This window comes from Clostridiales bacterium, assembly GCA_012512255.1.
GTDB lineage: Bacteria > Bacillota > Clostridia > Christensenellales > DUVY01 > DUVY01.
Genome location: JAAZDJ010000013.1, coordinates 1 through 20,868 on the forward strand (window position 1 = coordinate 1; position 20,868 = coordinate 20,868).

General features: G+C 42.1%; 17 protein-coding genes and 1 tRNA gene. 5 read left to right on the plus strand and 13 right to left on the minus strand.

The features are described from left to right. Positions 1-859, minus strand: an 859-nt coding sequence (locus tag GX756_00500) for a hypothetical protein (GenBank protein NLC16350.1), incomplete at its 3' end; no start/stop codon positions are given. Continuing rightward, positions 856-1,533, minus strand: a complete 678-nt coding sequence (locus tag GX756_00505) for an ABC transporter ATP-binding protein (GenBank protein ID NLC16351.1) — start codon at positions 1,531-1,533, stop codon at positions 856-858. The genes GX756_00500 and GX756_00505, both read right to left, overlap by 4 nt. 467 nt (positions 1,534-2,000) lie before the next feature. Between GX756_00505 and GX756_00510 the strand changes: the two genes are divergently transcribed. Beyond that, positions 2,001-2,927 (plus strand): hypothetical protein, encoded by a 927-nt coding sequence (locus GX756_00510; protein NLC16352.1) that lies wholly within the window; start codon positions 2,001-2,003, stop codon positions 2,925-2,927. Positions 2,928-2,974: 47 nt separating this feature from the next. Here GX756_00510 and GX756_00515 read toward each other — a convergent pair whose 3' ends face one another. Continuing rightward, complete coding sequence (locus GX756_00515) at positions 2,975-3,781, minus strand: hypothetical protein (GenBank protein NLC16353.1); 807 nt, start codon at positions 3,779-3,781, stop codon at positions 2,975-2,977. A gap of 437 nt (positions 3,782-4,218) precedes the next feature. Between GX756_00515 and GX756_00520 the strand changes: the two genes are divergently transcribed. The 4 genes from GX756_00520 to GX756_00535 all read left to right on the plus strand — a co-directional run bounded on the left by GX756_00520 (position 4,219) and on the right by GX756_00535 (position 8,038). Continuing rightward, complete coding sequence (locus GX756_00520; GenBank protein ID NLC16354.1) at positions 4,219-4,950, plus strand: Crp/Fnr family transcriptional regulator; 732 nt, start codon at positions 4,219-4,221, stop codon at positions 4,948-4,950. A gap of 272 nt (positions 4,951-5,222) precedes the next feature. Then, positions 5,223-5,522 (plus strand): iron-sulfur cluster repair di-iron protein, ric, encoded by a 300-nt coding sequence (locus GX756_00525; GenBank protein NLC16355.1) that lies wholly within the window; start codon positions 5,223-5,225, stop codon positions 5,520-5,522. A 66-nt stretch (positions 5,523-5,588) separates the two neighbouring features. Continuing rightward, positions 5,589-7,442 (plus strand): cadmium-translocating P-type ATPase, encoded by a 1,854-nt coding sequence (gene cadA, locus GX756_00530; protein NLC16356.1) that lies wholly within the window; start codon positions 5,589-5,591, stop codon positions 7,440-7,442. A gap of 362 nt (positions 7,443-7,804) precedes the next feature. After that, positions 7,805-8,038, plus strand: coding sequence for a heavy-metal-associated domain-containing protein (locus tag GX756_00535; protein ID NLC16357.1), 234 nt, complete (start codon positions 7,805-7,807; stop codon positions 8,036-8,038). Between the two features lie 304 nt (positions 8,039-8,342). Here GX756_00535 and GX756_00540 read toward each other — a convergent pair. The 10 genes from GX756_00540 to GX756_00585 form a co-directional block, all read right to left on the minus strand. After that, positions 8,343-8,433, minus strand: a tRNA-Ser gene (locus GX756_00540). Between the two features lie 568 nt (positions 8,434-9,001). Beyond that, a complete protein-coding gene (locus tag GX756_00545; GenBank protein NLC16358.1) occupies positions 9,002-9,700 on the minus strand; it encodes a GNAT family N-acetyltransferase in 699 nt (232 codons plus the stop codon). Positions 9,701-10,142: 442 nt separating this feature from the next. Next, positions 10,143-11,570, minus strand: a complete 1,428-nt coding sequence (gatB, locus tag GX756_00550; protein ID NLC16359.1) for an Asp-tRNA(Asn)/Glu-tRNA(Gln) amidotransferase subunit GatB — start codon at positions 11,568-11,570, stop codon at positions 10,143-10,145. Continuing rightward, positions 11,567-12,994: an Asp-tRNA(Asn)/Glu-tRNA(Gln) amidotransferase subunit GatA gene (gene gatA, locus GX756_00555; protein ID NLC16360.1), complete on the minus strand. Its 1,428-nt coding sequence runs from the start codon at positions 12,992-12,994 to the stop codon at positions 11,567-11,569. Before gatA ends, gatB begins: the two co-directional genes overlap by 4 nt. A 3-nt stretch (positions 12,995-12,997) precedes the next feature. Further along, positions 12,998-13,285: an Asp-tRNA(Asn)/Glu-tRNA(Gln) amidotransferase subunit GatC gene (gene gatC, locus GX756_00560; GenBank protein ID NLC16361.1), complete on the minus strand. Its 288-nt coding sequence runs from the start codon at positions 13,283-13,285 to the stop codon at positions 12,998-13,000. Then, positions 13,233-14,717 (minus strand): amidophosphoribosyltransferase, encoded by a 1,485-nt coding sequence (locus GX756_00565; protein NLC16362.1) that lies wholly within the window; start codon positions 14,715-14,717, stop codon positions 13,233-13,235. Before GX756_00565 ends, gatC begins: the two co-directional genes overlap by 53 nt. A gap of 6 nt (positions 14,718-14,723) precedes the next feature. After that, positions 14,724-16,235, minus strand: coding sequence for a glutamine-hydrolyzing GMP synthase (guaA, locus tag GX756_00570; protein ID NLC16363.1), 1,512 nt, complete (start codon positions 16,233-16,235; stop codon positions 14,724-14,726). A 116-nt stretch (positions 16,236-16,351) separates the two neighbouring features. Then, complete coding sequence (locus GX756_00575; protein ID NLC16364.1) at positions 16,352-17,014, minus strand: hypothetical protein; 663 nt, start codon at positions 17,012-17,014, stop codon at positions 16,352-16,354. Positions 17,015-17,145: 131 nt separating this feature from the next. After that, positions 17,146-19,098: an ATP-dependent metallopeptidase FtsH/Yme1/Tma family protein gene (locus tag GX756_00580; GenBank protein ID NLC16365.1), complete on the minus strand. Its 1,953-nt coding sequence runs from the start codon at positions 19,096-19,098 to the stop codon at positions 17,146-17,148. A gap of 219 nt (positions 19,099-19,317) precedes the next feature. Further along, positions 19,318-20,772, minus strand: coding sequence for a hypothetical protein (locus GX756_00585; GenBank protein NLC16366.1), 1,455 nt, complete (start codon positions 20,770-20,772; stop codon positions 19,318-19,320). Between the last annotated feature and the right edge of the window lie 96 nt (positions 20,773-20,868).

Sequence of the window (20,868 nt, forward strand, 5' to 3'; positions counted from 1 at the left end):
ATGCAAGAGCGATAATCAGTATCAAAAAAATCGCCACTACTTCTAGCGCCTTTCCAACGCTTTCGCCCATTCCAACGCCCAAAACATCCAAAAGATGAAAATTGGGGATAATGCTATCTTCTGAAAAATTATCTGTAATTATATAATAATTAGCCCTTGGATTTTTTAATTTAAAATAAACATCCTTTTCTTGAAAGCCTTCCATGGCGTCAAGAGTCAACGCCGTATAGGATGAATAATAAATAAATTCCAAAGCATCCACGACTTCGCAAACGCCTACAATCAAGCAGGTTTTGCGCTCTTCATCACCATTATCCTCATTATCTAAACCCAAAGAACTTAGGATTTGGACCAATCCGCCGCCGATTGGGTCTTGGTCTTTTGGCTTTTTAGTAAGATTTAATGTAATATCGCCGCCGACCTTAAACTTATAATCATTTTTTAAATGAACAGGGATTAATATTTCATTTTCTTTTTGAGGAAGCCGTCCCTCTATCAATTGGACAGGCATCATTTCAAAAAAGCTCGGGGATACCGCCGTCAATTGTATGGATGTTTTTTCTTGGTCAACAGGATCGGCGATATTAGAAATTCCTTGGTCGCTTGCCGTGCAGTATTTTGCGACCTTATTGGTATTAAGAACATCATTAATTTGCGTATCGGATGCTTCGCTTACATAAAAATGCCAGTCGCCATGCTGGTTGACCTCGGCGGCGGTCAATGACGATATCACGCTGGTAACCAAGACCGAGATCGCGCTCATTAGCAAAACCGCCAAAAAAATACCTACCGAAGTAGTCAATGTTCTTAATTTGTTTTTGATTAACGAGCGTAACGCCAGTAACGGGCAAATATTCAATTTGCGGTATCCTCTACTATTTTTCCATCTGAAAGCCTGATAATCCTATGCGCCCTGCTTGCGATTTTGGGGTCGTGCGTAACCAGCAATATAGTCTGGGTTAATTCTTTGTTCATCTTTTCCAAAAGCGCTATGATATCGTCGCTGTTTTTTGTGTCCAAATTGCCCGTAGGCTCGTCGGCTAAAACTATAGCGGGCTCAAAAAACAGCGCTCTGCCTATGGCGGCGCGCTGCTGCTGCCCGCCCGAGAGCTGATTGGGAAGATGGGATTTGCGGTCGGTCAAACCCAGCATATCAAGAAGTTTTGCCATCCATTGCTTATCTACTTTTTTCTTGTCAAGCAAAACGGGCAAAGATATATTTTCTTCTACCGTCAAAATCGGAATCAAATTATAAAATTGATAGACAAAACCTATTTGCCTTCGTCTAAATTTGGCTACTTCGTCGCCTTTTAGGGAAAAAATATTAATGCCGTTTAAAAAAACGCTGCCTTCGTTGGGCGCATCCAGCCCCGCTATAAGATGCAAAAGGGTTGATTTGCCTGAACCAGAGGGGCCCATTATGGCCAAAAACTCGCCTTTTTTAACAGAAAAAGAAACATGGTCAAGCGCCACGACTTTGGCGTCTTGGGCGCCATAAATTTTTGTTAAATTTTTTACTTTTAAGATTTCCATTGGTTTATTATTTTTTATAGTTTTTATCGTATTTTGATTGATACCGTTTTTTGTCCCAGCTTGGCAGGGCTTTTGATAGAAACTCCTAAAAGCCCGATTATCAATACGAACAGAAAAAGAGCTTTTATTTTTCTCATTATCCCCCCCTCCGATATTATTATAGTATAGATACAATTATAGTTAATAAAAATGATTTGTCAATATATTTCACAAAATTGACTTTAATATTTTTTTCTATAAAATTATATAAATTTTTATTTTTTTGCTTGAAAATGATGAAAAAAAAGAAAAATACGCCTAAAAATATGAATTATTAAAAAGCGTTTATTAAATCATCTTTAATTAAGATAGTATGAATCAATATAAAAACCAATTAAGTTTTTAAATATAGGCTTAAAATGACCCAATTTTTGACTTAAATTGCTATATTTGGTAAAATAAATCTAATAAATAGAGAGAGGAAAACGATGAAAGAAAAATTAGAATGCCCAATTTGCGGCGAGCCAACAAGAGTGTATATGGGCAACGCAAGAAAGGACAGGCTTTGCGGAAAGCATGCCGATTTGTTAAAATCGGGCGATATTTACATAAAAGACGAGAATTTGTTTGCGGATTCAAAAACCAATATAATCTTAAATAAAGATTATAAATATACCGAATTGCCCGCAGAGGGTTTTAATAATTGCGTTATATGCAATGAAAAAACCGAAGGATACGCTTTTTGTAAAGATTGTTTCAAAAAATCCACAAAAGAAGAATTGCTAAATACCTTAAATACTAAAAAAGCATCGCTAGCAGAGCAAAAAAGCAGTCAAGACGATTTAGCAAGCGAAGAAAACGCGGTTGTAATAATTAATGAAAAAAATAAATCCAGGTGCATAACTTGCGGCAAAGGCACGGACGGGCTACTTTTTTGTCCATCATGCTACTACAAATTCAAGGACAAACAATTGCTGTTTAAAATAACCAATTGTTCTCATGTGGAGTTGTTAGACGAAGATTATGAGGGCAGATATACTTGCAAGGACGGGCATGTGGTAAAAAGCAAGTCCGAAAGGGATATTGACAATTATCTATTTGAACATAATATACCGCATGGGTATGAAAAAGAATTGCCGTATGGCTCGGGCGAAAAAGAAGTTTTGCATCCTGATTTTTTTCTTCCTAATTATTTAGGTCAAGGCAAGCATGTTTATATTGAGCATTGGGGCTACAACGAAAATAATATTCAATATATAAAGACAAAAAAATTTAAAATGCCAATTTATAAAAAGTTAGGAATAACTCTTATTTGCACATACGAAAAATCAGACTCGGGCAAAATTGATAGCGCGCTGGACAGGAAATTAAACAAAAACTTTATAAAAGAAAACGAGATTAACTTTGAAGAATAAAAAATCGCGCTAAAACCCAAAAAACAAAAAAACGCCGCCAACGGGTTTTATATTTTTGGCGGCGATTTTTTATAGACAATTAATGGATTTTCGCTAAGGTCAATCATGCCTTTGGTTTTCTTATAAACCTTATCTATAAATCGTGGGCTTAGTTTTACGACAAACAAAGCGTCTTTTATCTTTTTGATAACGGCGTATTTAAGGGAAACCGATATCGCCGTTCTAAAGCGCTTAGCTTTGTCAAGGTAAACGCCTATCCTGACTTTGTCGTCTTTTATGAAACTGCCGTCTTCGTGCTGCCAACACTCAATAGGCGGGTCTATATCTTGCCAAGCGTCTTTGGGTTTTTTTCGCATATTAAGTCTTTCTATAAGTTGTTTTTCTATATTTAACACATCGGGGAATATTAGTCCATTTTTGCCCTGCTTTGTCAAAGCCCTGTGAAGATTTAAAACAAATTTTGACGTTGGCGCAAGTTTTTTCTCAAAAAGAGTTTCAACCCGCACGGGCTCGCCGTTGACGCAATATATTCTGTCAATATATTCTTCCGTCGCGGGACAAATGTTTTGCAATAAAAAGGCGCGCTCTTGCCCAAAAATATTGCCAAACATTATCGTGTCGCATCTGCCGTATCTTTTTAAGGCTTTATTGTAAATTGTCCGATATTTATCAATTTGCGAAGACACGGGCGCCAGCCACATTATATCTGACTTTTCGTAAAACACGAAAAAGAACGGTCGGCTTATCCTGCCGTCGGGATGCGTTTTTTCGCGCAAAAGGTTTTTATCGGGAAAATCTTCGTAGTATTTAGCTTTTAAAAAAACGAATTTGCCTTTATATTTTTTAAAAGACATGCAATTTCCCCCTCCCAAAAAAATTTGGACCCTCATTAGAGCCCAAAATTATAAATCTAGTAACAATATAAGCCTGGCCATTTATTAGACGCGTGCCAGGGAGCGACAAATATTTCGAGCTCAGCAATTTGTTAGACGCATACTGAGAAGCGACAAAGATTTAGTGCATATATTATATCATCTTTTACAAAAAAATTCAACAGGCATATTTAAAGCGCGTTTAGGCTTTTTTTGTGTTATTGCGGTTGCTTGCATATCTTATTTTATGTTTATCTTGCGTATCTTGTTATCATATTGCCAAGATTCCTATATAAATCTGTTTCATAAGATTTTTTGGTTTATTGGGATTTGCGGGCTATGGCATTTTATATTATATAGCATAAGATTATGTTATAATTAGATATATATGCTTTTGATTAACATACTAAATTAAGGATATGGCAATGGATAAAGATAATAAGCAAAACAATATAATATGCGGGCATTGCGGGCATCAAAGACAGGATATGGGCTCGGGTGCTTCCTGCATTGCCATAGTCCCTATATTCAATCATCTAGAAAGCGAACAAATGCAAGAAATCATGAAAGCTATCCGTTCGGCGTCTTATAAAAAGGGCGAGTTGATCTATCTTGCGGGAGATACGGACGACTCGCTATATATTGTCCGAAAGGGCAAAATAAGGATTTATCGGCTGTCAGACTCGGGCAAAGAGCAATTGGTAAGAATCCTAAACCCCGGCGACTTTACGGGCGAGTTGGCTTTGTTTAGAGAATCCTACCACGAAGCCTATGCCGAGGCAATGAGCGACAGCGAGGTGTGCATAATCAAAAGGAATGATTTGCGGGCGTTTTTGTTAAAATACCCCACGATAGCGTTAAAGATTTTGGAAGAATTTTCCAAAAGATTGGATATGTCCGAGCAACAAACAACGCGGGTCGCCACCGAAAAAGCGGAAACAAGGCTTGCCCAATATATCGCCGAGCTAAAAAAAGGCGATTCTATGGATGTGGAGCTTTCCATGAGCCAAAAAGACTTGGCGTCATATTTGGGAACAACTCCCGAAACCATAAGCAGAAAACTTGCCGACCTGGAAAACAACGGCTATATAAAACTAAAATCAAGCCGAAAGATAAAAATTTTGGACTTGGACGGATTATTATCGGTATAACCTGATTTACGGCAGTCTATTGCCCATATAATTTGAATTTATTAGACGATTTATTATATAAGCTGTATTTATGACAGCTTTTTTATCTTTTTAGGCTGCTTAATAACTCCATAAAACGCCTAATCATTTATAAAAATATCTTTAAGTTTCATTTTTTTAAAAAATTATAAAAACCTAACAAAATTTTTTTAAAAACTTGACGCAGATCAATTTAATTTTTGGGCATTTTTGATACAATAGGACCGCGCAATAAGGATGAGGAGAAAAAACCTATGCCAAAACATAATTTTATTCAAACAAAACAAAAATATTTAAAAACATTGGCCCAATATGTGCCCATTGTGGCGCGCGTCCACGGCGGCGCGCATCCTGAATTTTACAAGGTCCAAAAAATATTTGATAACCTTGCCCAAAAGATAAAAGACGCGGGCGCGAAAAAGCCCGATTTGACAGAGGAGTTTGCCCTCTTGCGCAAGATTACTAATAATTACGCCGCCCCTTGCGATGTTTGCGAAAGCTACGAGGCCGTGTATAACATGCTGGCGGAATTAGATAAAGCATATCATGCGTAAAAAGCTTATCGCCCAAAAAATTTAGGGCAAAAGCATATTTACTCATAGGAAGCAAAGAAAATGAGAATCCAAAAATTTATCTTAGACAGAAAAAAATATATAGCCGTAATCGGCGCGATCTTGATAGCGGCGGCCTTTACCGCCAAGCTAGGCTTCAAAAAGCCGCTGATCGCCGATTGGATGCTGATAACCGCGTCTTTGTTTGGAGTGTTACCCATAATAATCCAGGCGTATCAGGCGTTAAAAGTCAAAGTCGTCAGCATTGATGTTTTGGTTACCATAGCGGTTATAGGCGCTTTTTTCATTAAAAACTACGAGGAATCGGCTATCGTTACATTCCTGTTTTTATTCGGGGCGTATTTGGAACAAAGGACGCTTAACAAAACACGCTCGGCAATCAAAGAACTAACCAAAATGGCGCCCGAGTTCGCCCTAAAACAGACTAAAGACGGCGAATTTGAGGAAGTGGAAATAGACGAAGTTGATATCGGGGATGTGTTGCTGGTCAAAACGGGCGCAAAAATTCCGGTTGACGGAACGGTTTTGTCGGGCGAGGGATATGTCAACGAAGCGAGCATTACGGGCGAGGCAGTCCCCGTAGGCAAAAAACAAAACTCAAAAGTATATGCCGGGACTATATTAGAAAACGGCGCTTTGCAAATTGTCGCTGACCGCGTAGGCGAGGACACGACTTTTGGCAAGATTATTGAGCTTGTGGAAGAGGCGCAAGATTCCAAATCCAAAGCCGAGCGGTTTATTAACAAGTTTTCCAAATACTATACGCCAGCCGTTTTGGCAATAGCCTTTTTGGTATGGCTGATTTCAAGGAATATTGAGCTTGCCATTACCATATTGGTATTGGGCTGTCCAGGCGCGCTTGTTATCGGCGTGCCGGTCTCCAATGTGGCGGGCATAGGCAACGGCGCGCGGCATGGCGTTTTGCTCAAAGGCAGCGAAGTCATAAGCGACTTTAGCCGTGTTGACACAATAGCATTTGACAAAACAGGCACTCTTACCATAGGCAATCCCAAGGTCGCCGATAAAGAATTTTATACGGAGAATATAGACGAGGCGCTAAGTTATCTTGCGAGCGTGGAAAAGCAATCCGACCACCCTTTAGCCAAAGCCATTGTGGAGTATCTAGGCGATATAAAGACATATCCCGTAGAAAAAACTAATGTGATAAAAGGCGGCGGGCTCGTCGCCCAAGTCAACGGGCATAGGGTCGCAGTGGGCAATTTAGCCTTAATGGAGCGGGAAAATGTGATTTTAGGCGAAAAAGCCCGCGCAGATATCGCAAGGTTTGAAAAAGACGGAAACTCGTTAGCGCTTACGGCTATTGACGGGGAGCTAAAGGTTTTGATGGGCATCCGCGACCAAATAAGGCCGGGCGTTGGGGAAGTTCTAAAACGCCTAAAAAAACTTGGCGTAAAAAATCTGGCGCTTTTGTCGGGCGACAATCAAAAAACGGTTGATTTGGTAGCCAAAGAACTAGGGCTTAACGAGGCGCGCGGCAATATGCTGCCCGAGGACAAATCGGCGTATATCAAAAAGTTGCAAGAACAAGGCCAGATCGTCGCCTTTGTGGGAGACGGGGTAAACGACAGCCCTTCGCTTGCCCTGGCGCAAATAGGCATCGCCATGGGCGGCGGCACGGATGTGGCTATTGAGACATCGGATATAGTCTTGATGAACTCCGATATTGCCAAATTGCCCCACGCCCTAGGCTTAACCAAGGCGACAGCTAACAACATGCGCCAAAACATTATTATAGCCGTAGGCGTTGTTTTGATATTGTTTGGAAGTTTGTTCTTCCCGTGGATGAATATGTCCATAGGAATGCTGGCGCACGAGGCGAGCATACTTGCTGTGATCCTAAACGGCATGCGACTGCTTCGCTATAAATTAAAAAAGCGGTAGGCGTGGTTTTGATATTGTTTGGAAGTTTGTTTTTTTCCGTGGATGAATATGTCCATAGGAACGCTGGCGCATGAGGCGAGCATACTTGCTATGATCCTAAGCGGCATGCGACTATATATTGAGAAAAAAAGATTTATTATAAAGAAAAAACACAAATAGCATAACAAAATTTGAGATTTATAAAGAAAAGGCGGATTAGCATAAAGGAGTAAGCGCAAATTAAATAAAGAAAAAAGCGCAGATTAGTATAAACAATAAAACACAAAATTGTTAGTTAGATTAATTTAAAGAATAAGCGCGGATTAGTATAAAAAAATAAGTATAAAAAGATTAATATAAAAAATTACAGGAGATATAAAAAAATGCAAAAGGCGACAATTCAATTAGAAACCCTGACCTGCCCCTCGTGTATGCAAAAAATAGAAAACGCGGTCAAATCCCTGCAAGGCGTGGATAAAGACAGCCTAAAGGTGTTGTTTAACTCAAGCAAAGTAAAGGTAAACTACGACGACCAAAAACTATCCATAAAAGACATAGTAAGCGCCATAACCAAACTAGGCTACACAGTCCTAAAATCCCAAACAAACCCGCTGTAAAGAAAGCCAAACGCTTTAATTAAAGCGTTAACAAAAAAATTAACGCAAAACGCAAATAAAAATTGCAAAAAGCAATATCGCCCCTAAAAGCGTATTGCTTTTTTAATTTGTATTGACTATTGCATCAGATAAATTTGAATTTGAAACTTAATTGGTCTTCTTTTAAAAAATATAGCAAACAGGCATTATTCATGAAAAAATAAAAAACATTGCGATACAAGCGTTGATAAAAATAGATTTAATAGTCTATTATGTTTTTTAAATAATGATGTTTTTAAAAAACGCATTTTCTTTATTGCTTTGCTGGCGGAGAGAGGGGGATTCGAACCCCCGGATAGCTTTAGGCTATCACGCGATTTCGAGTCGCGCTCTTTCAACCGCTCAGACATCTCTCCATAAAATCGCCAATAATTTGCGCCTTAGAAATTTAATCTATTTTCTTTTCACCGCTTCGGTATCTCTCAACAAAAAATTACAGCGCCAAATTATTTTATAATAATATATAGAAAAAAGCAATATCATAAGGGCGGGTTATTGGCTTTAAATTATTGGAAATATTACTAAAAAACCGAGATTAGTAATAAATATTATGCATAACCAATTTAACAGCAAACAAGCTAACCTAAAACTTTTATAAGCCCATCAAGCATAATTAATAAACTTTTACAGGCACCAAATAGAGATTATATTTTGTAAGAATAGACGCCAAATTGATTGTTATCTTGTAAAACTTACCAAGCGCTTTTTATAAGCGCTATCATTATATAACCCTGCCAGCCCTGTTTGCTTTTTAAGCTTTGGCAAACGCTTAATTAGTAAGTGTTCGCCATTTCAATAAGCTGATATAACCTTTCTATTATAAAAAAATATTACTTTAACACCCAGCATATTTTTTCGTTCAATATATCCATACCCAGTTTTTTTAAAAGCGCTAGGGATATGCCGATATAATCTTTCAATTATTTACTTAAACACCCAGCTTATTTTTTGGTCCAGTATATCCATACCCAGCTTTTTTTGAAGCGCTAGGGATGCCTGATTGTCTTCTACGACATGCGCGTAAGGCGCGCGGCCTTTTTGCAACAAAACATTTATAAGGTAAGCTTCCAACGCGTAACCTATGCCCTTGCGCCTGTGCTGCGGCATAACCTCTAACATGCCCATAGCGCCCTCGTCATGCGTTCCTATATAGCCCAATAACTCGTCGCCCAAAAACGCGCCATACATAAATTTGTCTTGGATGCGCCTTGCGATATAGTCTTTATTGCCGATATAAGAATATGTATTAAGCACGACATCCAAATAATCAATTGTAAGCTGTCTTATCTCGTAATCGGTCTTAAACTCGGGCGCGGCGGGCTTGGTATAAACCGCCATATAACAGCGCATCTCGGTATCCAGCCCAAATTGCCGCTTTAACAAAGGGATATAAAAATCCTGATGCGCCATAAAAATACGCGCGTTTTTATCAACACACGCCAAAATCCTTTCTATGTCGCCGTCGGCGCTTATCAAATACGAACCGCCGCTGATGTTATACAGCAAAACGCCGTTTTCCGCCGCATAAATGACCTCGGCTTCGCCGCTGTTTAGGCCGTCTATCATGTCAATGTTCAGCATTTTGTTTTTGTTAAGGTATTGGTAAGCCGTTTTTTTGTCCATAGATTACTATATCCTCTTTTATAATTTTGCAAAAAAAATTTAAATACGCATAGTGCTATAATTTTAATTGCGCACAAACGCAATAATTAATTCATACAAAGCGTAAAAATTAAACAACCTTGTCCTTGCTTTAAAGCCCTTAAGCGCGCGACCGCTAGAAAAAGCGCTTTTATGTCCTTATCCTGACCCAAAAACCTTTAACGGCGCAAAACCGCTATAATAGATTTTTTTTAATATAACCTCTTGACGAAAGACTTAGGCTATTTAATCGTATTGAAGCTCATAAAAAATTAATTTATACTTTTTATAGATTTTGTTATTTTTTCCTTTGTAGAGTTTTGGCTATACGCTAAGCGGCCAAAATAATATTTTTTACCAAACGGCGCAAGCCTTTTTTATAATAAAAAGCGCCCAAAGCGCGAATGGCTTTTTGGACGGCGCTTTATGATAGCAGCTTTTGGATAAGCTCGTTGACTGTTTTGGGATTGGCTTTGCCCTTGGTCGCTTTCATCACCTGACCCACAAAAAACGCGATAGCCTTTTTGTTGCCGCCTCTTACATCGTCCGCGGCGGCGGGGTTGTTTTGGATTATTTCTTGGAGTATCTTCTCAAGCTCGCCCTCGTCGCTTATCTGGACCAAGTTAAGTTTTTGGATAAGCTGCTCGGGATCGGTCTTGCTGTCTTGATCCCACATATACTCAAAAAGCGTTTTCGCGGCGGGCTGGTTGATGACATTGTCTAGGTGCAATTTTAGCATCTTGGTAAAGTTTCGCGCGTTAATGGGCAGGACAATGTCTTCGGTCTGCTGTTCTTTGAGTTTGCGCATTACATCGGTCATTATCCAATTGGATATCATTTTGGGATTGTCAAACAGCGCCACGCACTCGTCAAAAAAGTCGGCTATCGTTCTTTCGGATGTCAATATTTGCGCGTCATATGGAGGCAGGTTGTACTCTTCCACATATTTTTGTGCGCGTTCTTTGGGCAAAAGCGGCAAAGTTTCCCTTACCTTGCGCACAAACTCGCGGCTTATCTTGACGGGCGGCAAATCCGCATCCGAAAAATATCTATAATCTTGCGCGTCCTCTTTTGTGCGCATTGAATATGAGCGGCCTTTCTGGTCATCCCAGCGTCTAGTCTCTTGGATAACCTTGCCGCCTGAGTTTAATATCTCAGTCTGGCGGTTTATTTCGTAAGTTATCGCCCTATGCGCAGCTTTAAACGACGCCAAATTTTTCATCTCCACCCTGGTTCCCAAAGGCTCGCCTTCTTTGTGCAAAGAAACATTGACATCGCAGCGCAAAGAGCCCTGTTCCATTCTGCAATCCGAAACGCCTATATATTTTAGCAGCGCCCTGAGATTTTCCAAAAACACAAGCGCCTCGTCGGCCGACGATATATCGGGTTCGGTAACAATCTCAATTAAGGGCACGCCGCCTCTGTTATAGTCAATCAAGCTGCCGCCATATTCCGAGTGGATCAGCTTGCCTGCGTCTTCTTCCAAGTGGATATGGTTGAGGCGGATTTTTTTGGGTCCGTTTTGGGTTTCAATTTCCATATACCCGCCCAAACAAATGGGTGCTTCGGCTTGGGATATTTGATAAGCCTTGGGCAAGTCCGGGTAAAAATAATTTTTTCTCTCCCAGCGAGTTAAGGAGTTAATCTCGCAGTTTAGCGCGAGCCCGGCTTTGATAGCGTATTCCACCGCTTTTTTGTTTAAAACGGGCAGCGCGCCCGGCATGCCGACGCACACGGGACAGCAGTTGATATTGGGTTCCAAATTAAACTCGTTTTTGCACGAGCAAAATATTTTGGTATTAGTCTTAAGTTCGGTATGAACTTCCAATCCTATAACCGCTAAATAACTCATTGCCTCATCCTCTCAAACGCGTAAGCCGCGTCAAACATTAGTTTTTCGCCTAAGCTAGGCGCGATTATCTGAAGCCCTATGGGCAAGCCCTTGGAACTAAACCCCGCGGGAACGCTAATAGCCGCTATGCCCGCTATATTGACCGGGGCCGTGAACGCATCGCATATATATCTGGATTGCGCGTCCTCTTGGTCTTGATTTATTTTAAACGCGGGCGTGGGCGTAGTGGGCGTTATAATCAAATCGCATTTTTGGAAAGCTTGGTCCAATTCTTGCTTTATAAGCGTTTGGACTTTTTGGGCCTTTTTGAAATAAGCGTCAAAATTGCCTTTGGACAGCGCAAAGTTGCCGACCAAAATTCTTAGCTTGACATCTTTGCCAAAGCCTTGCGTTCGGCTTTTGAAATATATATCTATCAAATCCTCAAATTCCGTGCTGCGATAACCGTATTTGATGCCGTCAAATCTCGCCAAGTTGGAAGCCGCCTCGGCGCAGCCCAAAACATAATACACCGGAATAGCGTATTTAAGCGTTTTCATTGACATTTCTATTATTTGGGCGCCCTCGCCGCTTAATTTGGCCAGCTGTTCTCGCATTAGGGCTTTCACATCTTGGTCCAGTATCATATCCAAAAACTCTTTGGGAACGCCTATCTTTTTGCCCTTAAAAGTAAAATCTTGGTCTATTTCCAAACTCGGATACTCGCCCCGATAAGATATATTGTCGCGTTCGTCGTATCCGCTTATGATTTGGGTCATAAAAGCGGCGTCTTCCACATTTTTGGTAATCGGGCCTATTTGGTCAAAGCTGCTGGACAGCGCGATAAGCCCGTGTCTTGACACCGTGCCGTAAGTGGGCTTGACCCCAACCACTCCGCAATAGCTGGCGGGCTGGCGTATAGAACCGCCCGTGTCCGAGCCCAGCGCGGCATAAGCCAAATTCGCCGAAACGCTCGCGCAGCTTCCTCCGCTTGAGCCGCCCGACACATATTCGCTGTTATAAGGATTGCGCGCTGGTCCTGTATATGAGCTTAGGTTGCTAGAACCCATAGCAAACTCGTCCATATTAGCCTTGCCCAAAATAATGGCGTCTTCGGCTAACAGCTTTTCTATGACCGTCGCGTTATATATGGGTATAAAGTTTTCAAGCATTTTGGACGAGCAAGTGGTCGGAATGCCTTCCGTGCAAATATTATCCTTTATAATTATAGGCGCTCCAGCCATCGCGCCGACTTTTTCGCCTCGGGCGCGGCGGGCGTCAATTTCTCGCGCTTGTTTTATGGCGTTGCCCGCGTTGACATAATTAAGCGCGTTAAGATGCTTATTTTTCTCAATATTGTCAAGACAGCTTTTGACGACTTCAACGCACGAGACTTCTTTTTTTTCAAGCAAGCTTATAATTTCTTTTAATGTTTTCGTATGCATTTTTTACTCCACTATCGTAGGCGCTTTAAACGCCCCGTCTTCGTGTTCGGGCGCGTTTTGCAAGATTTTTTCTCTATCCCAAGACGGTTTAATTATATCTTCTCTTAATTCTTCCACATCCAAAGGCGCGCTATATGTCGGTACGATGCCTTCGGTGTTTAGTTCGTTTAGCCTGTCAATCGCGTTTATAATAGCGTTAAACTCGTCTTGAATTTCTTTTAGTTCTTGGTCGTCAAATTCAATTCTTGATAATTTTGAAATCTTTTTTATTTCTTCTAGGGTTATCGTCATATATTTCCTCCTGGGTCTTAAACGGCTTTAGGCTGCCATTGGGCAACTTAGCGACAGAATACTTGCCCGAAAAACAAGCGTCGCAATAGCCGCGGTCTTTTATAAGCCCTATGTTTTTTATATCCTCTAGCGGCAAATACCCCAAAGAATCCGCGCCTATTTTTTGGCGTATTTGTTCTAATGAATAATTGACGGCGATAAGCTCCTCTCTTGAAGGAATATCCGTGCCAAAATAGCACGGCCACAAAAAAGGCGGCGACGCTATCCGCATATGTATTTGGGTGGCGCCCGCGTCTTTTAACATTTTGATTAGGTTGGCGCAGGTCGTGCCGCGGACGATAGAGTCGTCTATCAATATCACCCTTTTGCCCTCAATGTTGTTCTTTAAAACATTTAGCTTTATATTGACGCTTATTTCCCTTTCGTTTTGGGTGGGTTTTATGAAAGTCCGGCCTGTGTAGCGGTTTTTGATAAGCCCTTCTTCGTATGGAATGCCGCTAGCTTGGGCATACCCTACCGCAAAACTCAAGCCCGAATCGGGAACGCCCACGACTATGTCCGCCTCAACGGGATGGGCCTTTGCCAACAGCTTGCCGGCCTGCACCCTTGCCGCGTAAACGCTCACTCCGTCAATTACGCTGTCGGGGCGGGCAAAATAAATATATTCAAACACGCAATGCGCATAGGTGGTTTCATTGGCGTATTTTATGCTCCTTAAGCCCTCTTGGTTTATTATTACCATCTCGCCCGGCTCAACATCCCTTATAAACTCGGCTTTTATGACATCCAAAGCCGCCGTTTCGCTTGCCAGTATATAAGAGTTTTTGAGTTTTCCTAGACAAAGCGGCCTAAAGCCTTTGGGGTCGCGGATGCCTATCAGCTTGCGCGGGCTCATTATCACCAAAGAAAACGCGCCTTCAAGTTTTTGTAGGACCTTAAGCATAGCTTCTTCTATGGAATGCGTTTTCGTGCGGGCGCGCGCCGCCAAATGCATTATAACTTCGGCGTTGGAAGAAGATTGGAATATAGCGCCCTCATGCTCCAGCTTGTGCCTTAGCTCATAAGCGTTGGTCAAATTGCCGTTGTGGGCTATGGTAAGGCTGCCTTTGATATAACGGCTGACTAACGGCTGGCAATCCTCCCTTTGAAAATCGCTTAAAGCCGAATATCTGACATGGCCTACCGCCATTGTCCCTTTTAGCTCTTGGATATTTTCCGAGTCAAACACCTCGTTGACCAAGCCCATGCCTTTGTGCACCCTTATTATGCCGTTGTCGTTGACCGCGATTCCGCAACTTTCTTGGCCGCGATGCTGCAAAGCGTAAAGGCCGTAATAGGTCATTCGCGCGGCGTCAAAGCCGTCCATATCAAAAAAACCAAAAACTCCGCACTCTTCTTTGATTTTATCAAAACCCATATTTTTTATTGCCATCTTTTATTATTCCCATTCTATTGTGGCCGGGGGCTTGTTTGTTATATCATAAACCACGCGGTTAATGGCCTTTATCTCGTTTACAATCCTTGAGCTTACGCGCTCCAAGACGCTATGCGGTATTTGCGCCCATTGCGCTGTCATAAAATCGGTAGTCGTTACCGCCCTTAGCGCCAAGACATGCTCGTAAGCGCGTTCTTCGCCCCTGACCCCGACCGAACGCATATCCGTCAATATCGCGAAATATTGATTAATATTCTTATTAAGCCCGGCTGATATAATTTCTTCTCTAAATATCGCGTCCGCTTCCCTTAAAATTTCCAATTTTTGCTTGGTAACCTCGCCTATAATCCTGACCGCCAAGCCCGGTCCGGGAAAGGGCTGCCTGAACACAAGATGTTCGGGCATGCCAAGCTCAAGCCCTAGCCGCCTGACTTCGTCTTTGAACAGGCTTCTTAGCGGCTCAATTATCCCTTTGAACTTAATATTTTTGGGCAACCCGCCCACATTATGATGGCTCTTGACATTGGCGCTTTCCAATACATCGGGATATATTGTGCCTTGGACTAAATAATCAATTTGACCGATTTTTTGGGCTTGCTCCTCAAAAACGCGTATAAATTCCTCGCCTATAATTTTGCGCTTTTTTTCGGGGTCGCGCACGCCTTTTAATCTATTTAAAAATCTATCTTGAGCGTTAACGCGCAAAAAGTTAACGCCTTGCTGGCCTTTGAAAAAGTTTTCCACCTCGTCGGCTTCGTTTTTCCTAAGTAGTCCATGGTCCACAAAAATGCAGACCAAATTATCGCCTATGGCTTTTTGCACCAAGATAGCGCAGACCGAGCTGTCCACGCCGCCGCTTAACGCGCACAAAACCTTTTTGCCGCCTATTTTTTCTTTTAGGCTATTAATGTATGTTTGCGCGTAAAGGCCCATAGTCCAATCTGCGCGGGCTTTGCAAATATTATAAAGAAAGTTTTTCAAAATTTTTATGCCGTCTTGGGTATAACCGCGTTCGGGATGGAACAATACGCCATAAATTTTTAGCTTGTCATTTGCTATGGCGGCGTATTCGTTTCCGTTAATTAAAGCTAACGAATAAAAATCAGGAGGCAGGGCAACAACTTGCGCGGATTGGCTAACCCAGCCGTCAAAGTTTTTATCGGCGCCCTCAAACAAAGGATGCGCCGCGTCAATGCTGATTTTGGATTTTTTAAAGTCTAAGCCTTGGACGCTTGCATTGCCGCCCAAAGTTTTCAAAATTATCAATTGTCCAAGACCTATTCCCAAAACGGGAATTCCGATCTTAAATATATTTTGGTCAAGATTAAATAGCTTATTATCGTTACTAAAGCTGCCGGCGATTATAATGCCTGCGGGGTTTAAGTTTTTGATTGTTTGGGCGTCGGCATCATGCGGCAACAGCTCGCAATAGACATTGCATTCCCTTACGCGTCTTGCGATTAGTTGGTTGTTCGGTCCGCCTAAATCCAAAATAATTATAGTCTGTCTTTCCATTTTATACCACAATTAAAAAGCTAATTTATTTTATCAAAAATACGCGTATTTCTCAACTGTTTGTTTAATATCAAAAAACCCGCTTAAGGTTTTTTAAGCGGGTTGGTTATTCCTTGTTATTTGTCCAAAATGTCCCTAATCAAATCATACATCTTGGTTAGCTGCGCGTAGGCGGTAATCTCGTATGTTTGGTAAAAGTCTTCGTTTTCCAGCGCTTCTTGGGCCACAAGATACATCTTAAAAGAGGCTATTTCGTTTTGGGTGTGCCTTACCAAAAAATAAACCGTATCGTAAGTTATTTCAACATCGTCAATCTTGGCGGTCTTTTTGGCGTCAAAATATCTAAACACAACTAAGTGTTTATAACCATTCTCTACCGAAGAAGGCACGGCCCTTATTGAACGGATAGCGGTCGCGTCCAAAATTTTTGGCCGCTCGTTGCCGTCCTCGTCCGTATAAGTGGATAAATGGGCTTTTTTGAACCATTGATTTTCCATTATGCCCCTTAAAATAGAAAAGTCAATTGAATCCAAGTATGTCTTATAAAACTTGTCCAAATCCTCTTGGTTGCTAGCGCCTTCCACTAACTCAACCGTGGACGTCGCCGTTGAGCCAAATCCGCCTTGGCTTATTATCTGAATTGAATAAGGCTTGTCCAACATGGGCGCGGCGTCAGTTTTGATAAAGCCCGTAATTAGCGCAAACAGCGCGATAATCCCGACCAAAGATATCCAAATAATATTTCCTATTAATAATGTTACCTTTTTTTGTTTTGCCATAGTATTTCCCTACGCGACTTAGTATATATGATTTTTTTGCCTCAGTCAAACCAAAAAAGGCTTAAAACTTACAAAGCCTTTTTTTTATAAAAAATTATGCGCAAAGCTAAAAACTTGCCTTAAATTATTTTTTATGAACTCAAACCTTCCGAACGGACGGGACGGGATATCGCCTCGCTTGCTTGTTTTGCCCTTAGCTGCAATCTTTCTTCAAGCTCCCTTTCAATTTCGTCCAAAGGCTTGCCCGCCATAAGCGCGTCCACTTCTTCGGAATATATGGTTTCTTTTTCTATTAAAAGCCTTACCATTTTGTCCATGACTTCCCTATGCTCGTTCAAAACTTTTAGGGCGGTCTGGTAACCTCTTTCCAAAATCTTTTTGATTTCGGCGTCTATCAAGGCGGCGACCTTTTCGCTGTAATTGTGCGTTGATTGATAATCCCTGCCCAAAAACAGCTCGTGTTTGGAACCTAAATATATTGGCCCAAGCTCTTGGCTCATGCCCCATTCGGTGACCATCTTGCGCGCTCTTTCGGTGGCGACTTGCAAATCGCTTATAGCGCCCGTTGAAATGTCTTTGATGACAAGCTCTTCGGCCGCCCTTCCGCCCATAAGCATCGCGATTTCGTCGTTAAGTTTATTAAACGTGGTATGGGTATCGTCGGTTTCGGGTCGGGTCATTGTATAGCCCGCCGCCCTGCCGCGCGGTATTATGGACACTTCGTGCACGGGGTCGCAATGCGGCAAAATTTTGGCCACGATGGCGTGCCCGGCTTCATGGTAAGCGGTAATGCGCTTGTCAACTTCGGTAATTACGCGGCTTTTCTTTTGGGGGCCCATAATTACTTTGTTTATGCCCTCGTTGATATCAAGCATGTTAATAACTTTTCTGCCCGCTCTTGCCGCCAATATAGCGGCTTCGTTAAGGAGGTTTTCTATATCCGCTCCCGAAAATCCGCTGGTGATCCTTGCCAACACCTTAAAGTCCACATCGGAGCCGATTGGCTTATTTCTCGCGTGGACCTTAAATATTTCTTCCCTTCCGCGAACATCGGGTATATTGATATATATCTGCCTGTCAAATCTGCCCGGGCGCAATAGCGCGGGGTCCAAAATATCCGCCCTGTTGGTAGCCGCCATTACTATAATTCCGCTGTTGGTTTCAAAGCCGTCCATCTGCACCAGCAATTGATTGAGGGTTTGTTCCCTCTCGTCGTGTCCGCCGCCCAAGCCCGTTCCTCTTTGGCGGCCTACGGCGTCAATCTCGTCAATAAACACTATGCAAGGTATATTCTTTTTGGCGTCCTCAAACAAATCCCGCACGCGGGAGGCGCCCACGCCGACAAACATCTCCACAAAGTCCGAACCGCTTATTGAAAAGAAAGGCACATTGGCCTCGCCCGCGACAGCTTTTGCGAACAAGGTTTTGCCCGTGCCGGGCGGTCCTACCAACAACACGCCTTTGGGAATCCTCGCCCCGACTTGCTCAAACTTTTTGGGGTTTTTCAAAAATTCCACTATCTCGGCAAGTTCTGTCTTTTCTTCTTCGGCGCCCGCGACATCGCTAAACCTGACTTTTACATTTTGGTTTAGGCGGGCTTTGGACTTAGAAAAACTAATCGCCTGTTTGTTGCCTTGGTTTAGCATGCGATACACAAAAAACGCCAGCAACACCAGCATTACAACTCCCAAAAGATAGGGCAAATATTGCCAAATGCTTCCGGCGTTGGGGTCGTTAAACTCTATGGCAAAATCAAATTCCTCGGCTATTTGCAAAAGCGAGGTTATTTGGTTATCGCCGTCGCCGTATTTAGCATTAAATTCCCTTATTACATCGTTGGCAAAATCAGCTCGGGAAGGGATGTTAAACACATAATCGTATTTTGAGCTTGTTTGCGTCTTTTTGGCTTTTGCTTGGAAGCCTTCCACATAAACATGCTTTATATCGCCTTCCACTATCAATTCCAAGGCTTCGTTGTATTTGATAGGGTCGGGCTGACCGCTGAACATAAAAATGCCAGCGATTATCAAAAAGCTCAACACTAATAAAGCTAAAAAGATAACCCCTTTTGTGCTTGACTTCAAATTATTCCTCCAATGGCATCAGCTTGCTAATTTGTATCGTTATTTTATCATAAAACATATTACATATCAATGATATTTATGTCACAATGGATTTAATTTAATTCCGATAAGGAAAAATAAAAAGAGATTGCTGCCGATTATTTTTAAAAAAACCAACAAAAAATTAAACGCGACGGCGCTATATATTAAATTTGGCGATTTAAAACAAAAAAAACGCTTCTATATTAAATCCAGATTAATGCTTTGGCCGTTATCGGCGTCTTGATACATCATCCAGTAACCTTCGCCTTGAGGGTTATCTTTGTCCAGCGCCAGCCATGTGCAATATCCTTGAAGCTCTTTGGGCGGGTTGACCGAATACACGCCGGGCACGCCGTAACCTATATAATCCGGTCCTTCGCCGATAAGCCCGACCACATAATATTGATTTTGCCCGATTTCAACCTTGACCCAATAAGTGTCGGGCATAAGGTTATTTAATTTTTCTTCGGGCGGGTTGTTCTCAAACAACTTGTCAAGCTGGTCCTTTACGCCCAAAAAATATTTCGGCCCGCCGTTATCTTCTTCGTCCGTTTGACCGCTTTTTGCGCCTTCGTCCTGCCCGCTGTCTTGGTCTTGTTCGTCTTGGTCTTTTATCCTTATATTATTATATCCACCCCAAGACGAAATATATCGGGGCTTAAACTCATCGCTTTGCTCAGCTTCAGATGTCGCGCTATCTTGGGGATAATACACTTTAAATAAATCGTCTTGGGAATAGTCTTGGTCTTGTTCGGGCTGCAGAACTTCTTGTTCCGTAAAGTCCGTTTGATTTTGGACAGAAGTTTGAACATTGTTTTTTATATAGTCCTGCGGCTCGTCTTGGAAACCGTCTGCCAATTCGTTGGGAATTTCCACAAAAGCCTTATAAAAATCGGGCTGCCGAGCAGCTTCTTGAACGGCTTGGACCGCCGCCGCGCTTTCAGCCATTATATCCCTTGGCTTAATGTCTTGCGGATAATAGGAAGTTTTAGCGATTTTGCTGTCGTCGTATTCCCTTTCGGCCTCGTCTATAACCTTGGAAATTTTGGCGACCATTATTTTGGGGATGGACAGCGGTTTGTCAAAAAAACTGTCGCTTGGCGGGTGGGGCTTTGGCCTTTGATAAGCGCTTTGGGCTCGGTACTGCTGGATATAGCTTGGCTTTTGTTCGCTTGCGAAGGCGCTTGTTGGGTCTTGAGGTTTTTTGGCGGCGTCCAAGTTTTCTTTCTTGATTTCCACTTTTTCCACCTTGCCGGCGAACATGGCGGGACGGATAATGCTCTTAAACCCGTCCAAGATATTGGTCTCCCATAGCTTTTTGGCGTTGTTCGCGCCCCAGGCTATAGGAATGATATTCTCGTCGCTTATATAACACAGCACGCAATACAGGTTGCCCCCCAAATCTATTTCGCCCAATGACATCGCAGCGCTTATTTTGCCCTTTTGGCCAAGCCTTTGGGTATACACCGGGCTATTGTCCGAAGCGACGCCAAAAGCAAAAAGGCCTTTTGAGACATCTTTTAGGTTAAATATATTAACGGCGCATTTCGCGCTTTGCCCTATCTGCTCAATCGCCGCCACGCCCTTGACAGCGCCCGCGCCAAAGCCCTTGGTCACTTCGTTTAAAATAAGAATTTTCTTGGAATAGCCCATAAATATCCCCCAAAAAATACGCGCGCTGTTACACTTTATATATACTAACTTATCAAAAAATATATACGATAATTTGCAAAAAAAATAATATTATGG

Coding starts and splice junctions, on each gene's coding strand:
- GX756_00505 (NLC16351.1), bottom strand. CDS start 1,533: ATGGAAATCTTAAAAGTAAAAAATTTAACAAAAATTTATGGCGCCCAA.
- GX756_00510 (NLC16352.1), top strand. CDS start 2,001: ATGAAAGAAAAATTAGAATGCCCAATTTGCGGCGAGCCAACAAGAGTG.
- GX756_00515 (NLC16353.1), bottom strand. CDS start 3,781: ATGTCTTTTAAAAAATATAAAGGCAAATTCGTTTTTTTAAAAGCTAAA.
- GX756_00520 (NLC16354.1), top strand. CDS start 4,219: ATGGCAATGGATAAAGATAATAAGCAAAACAATATAATATGCGGGCAT.
- GX756_00525 (NLC16355.1), top strand. CDS start 5,223: ATGCCAAAACATAATTTTATTCAAACAAAACAAAAATATTTAAAAACA.
- GX756_00535 (NLC16357.1), top strand. CDS start 7,805: ATGCAAAAGGCGACAATTCAATTAGAAACCCTGACCTGCCCCTCGTGT.
- GX756_00545 (NLC16358.1), bottom strand. CDS start 9,700: ATGGACAAAAAAACGGCTTACCAATACCTTAACAAAAACAAAATGCTG.
- gatB (NLC16359.1), bottom strand. CDS start 11,570: ATGAGTTATTTAGCGGTTATAGGATTGGAAGTTCATACCGAACTTAAG.
- gatA (NLC16360.1), bottom strand. CDS start 12,994: ATGCATACGAAAACATTAAAAGAAATTATAAGCTTGCTTGAAAAAAAA.
- gatC (NLC16361.1), bottom strand. CDS start 13,285: ATGACGATAACCCTAGAAGAAATAAAAAAGATTTCAAAATTATCAAGA.
- GX756_00565 (NLC16362.1), bottom strand. CDS start 14,717: ATGGCAATAAAAAATATGGGTTTTGATAAAATCAAAGAAGAGTGCGGA.
- guaA (NLC16363.1), bottom strand. CDS start 16,235: ATGGAAAGACAGACTATAATTATTTTGGATTTAGGCGGACCGAACAAC.
- GX756_00575 (NLC16364.1), bottom strand. CDS start 17,014: ATGGCAAAACAAAAAAAGGTAACATTATTAATAGGAAATATTATTTGG.
- GX756_00585 (NLC16366.1), bottom strand. CDS start 20,772: ATGGGCTATTCCAAGAAAATTCTTATTTTAAACGAAGTGACCAAGGGC.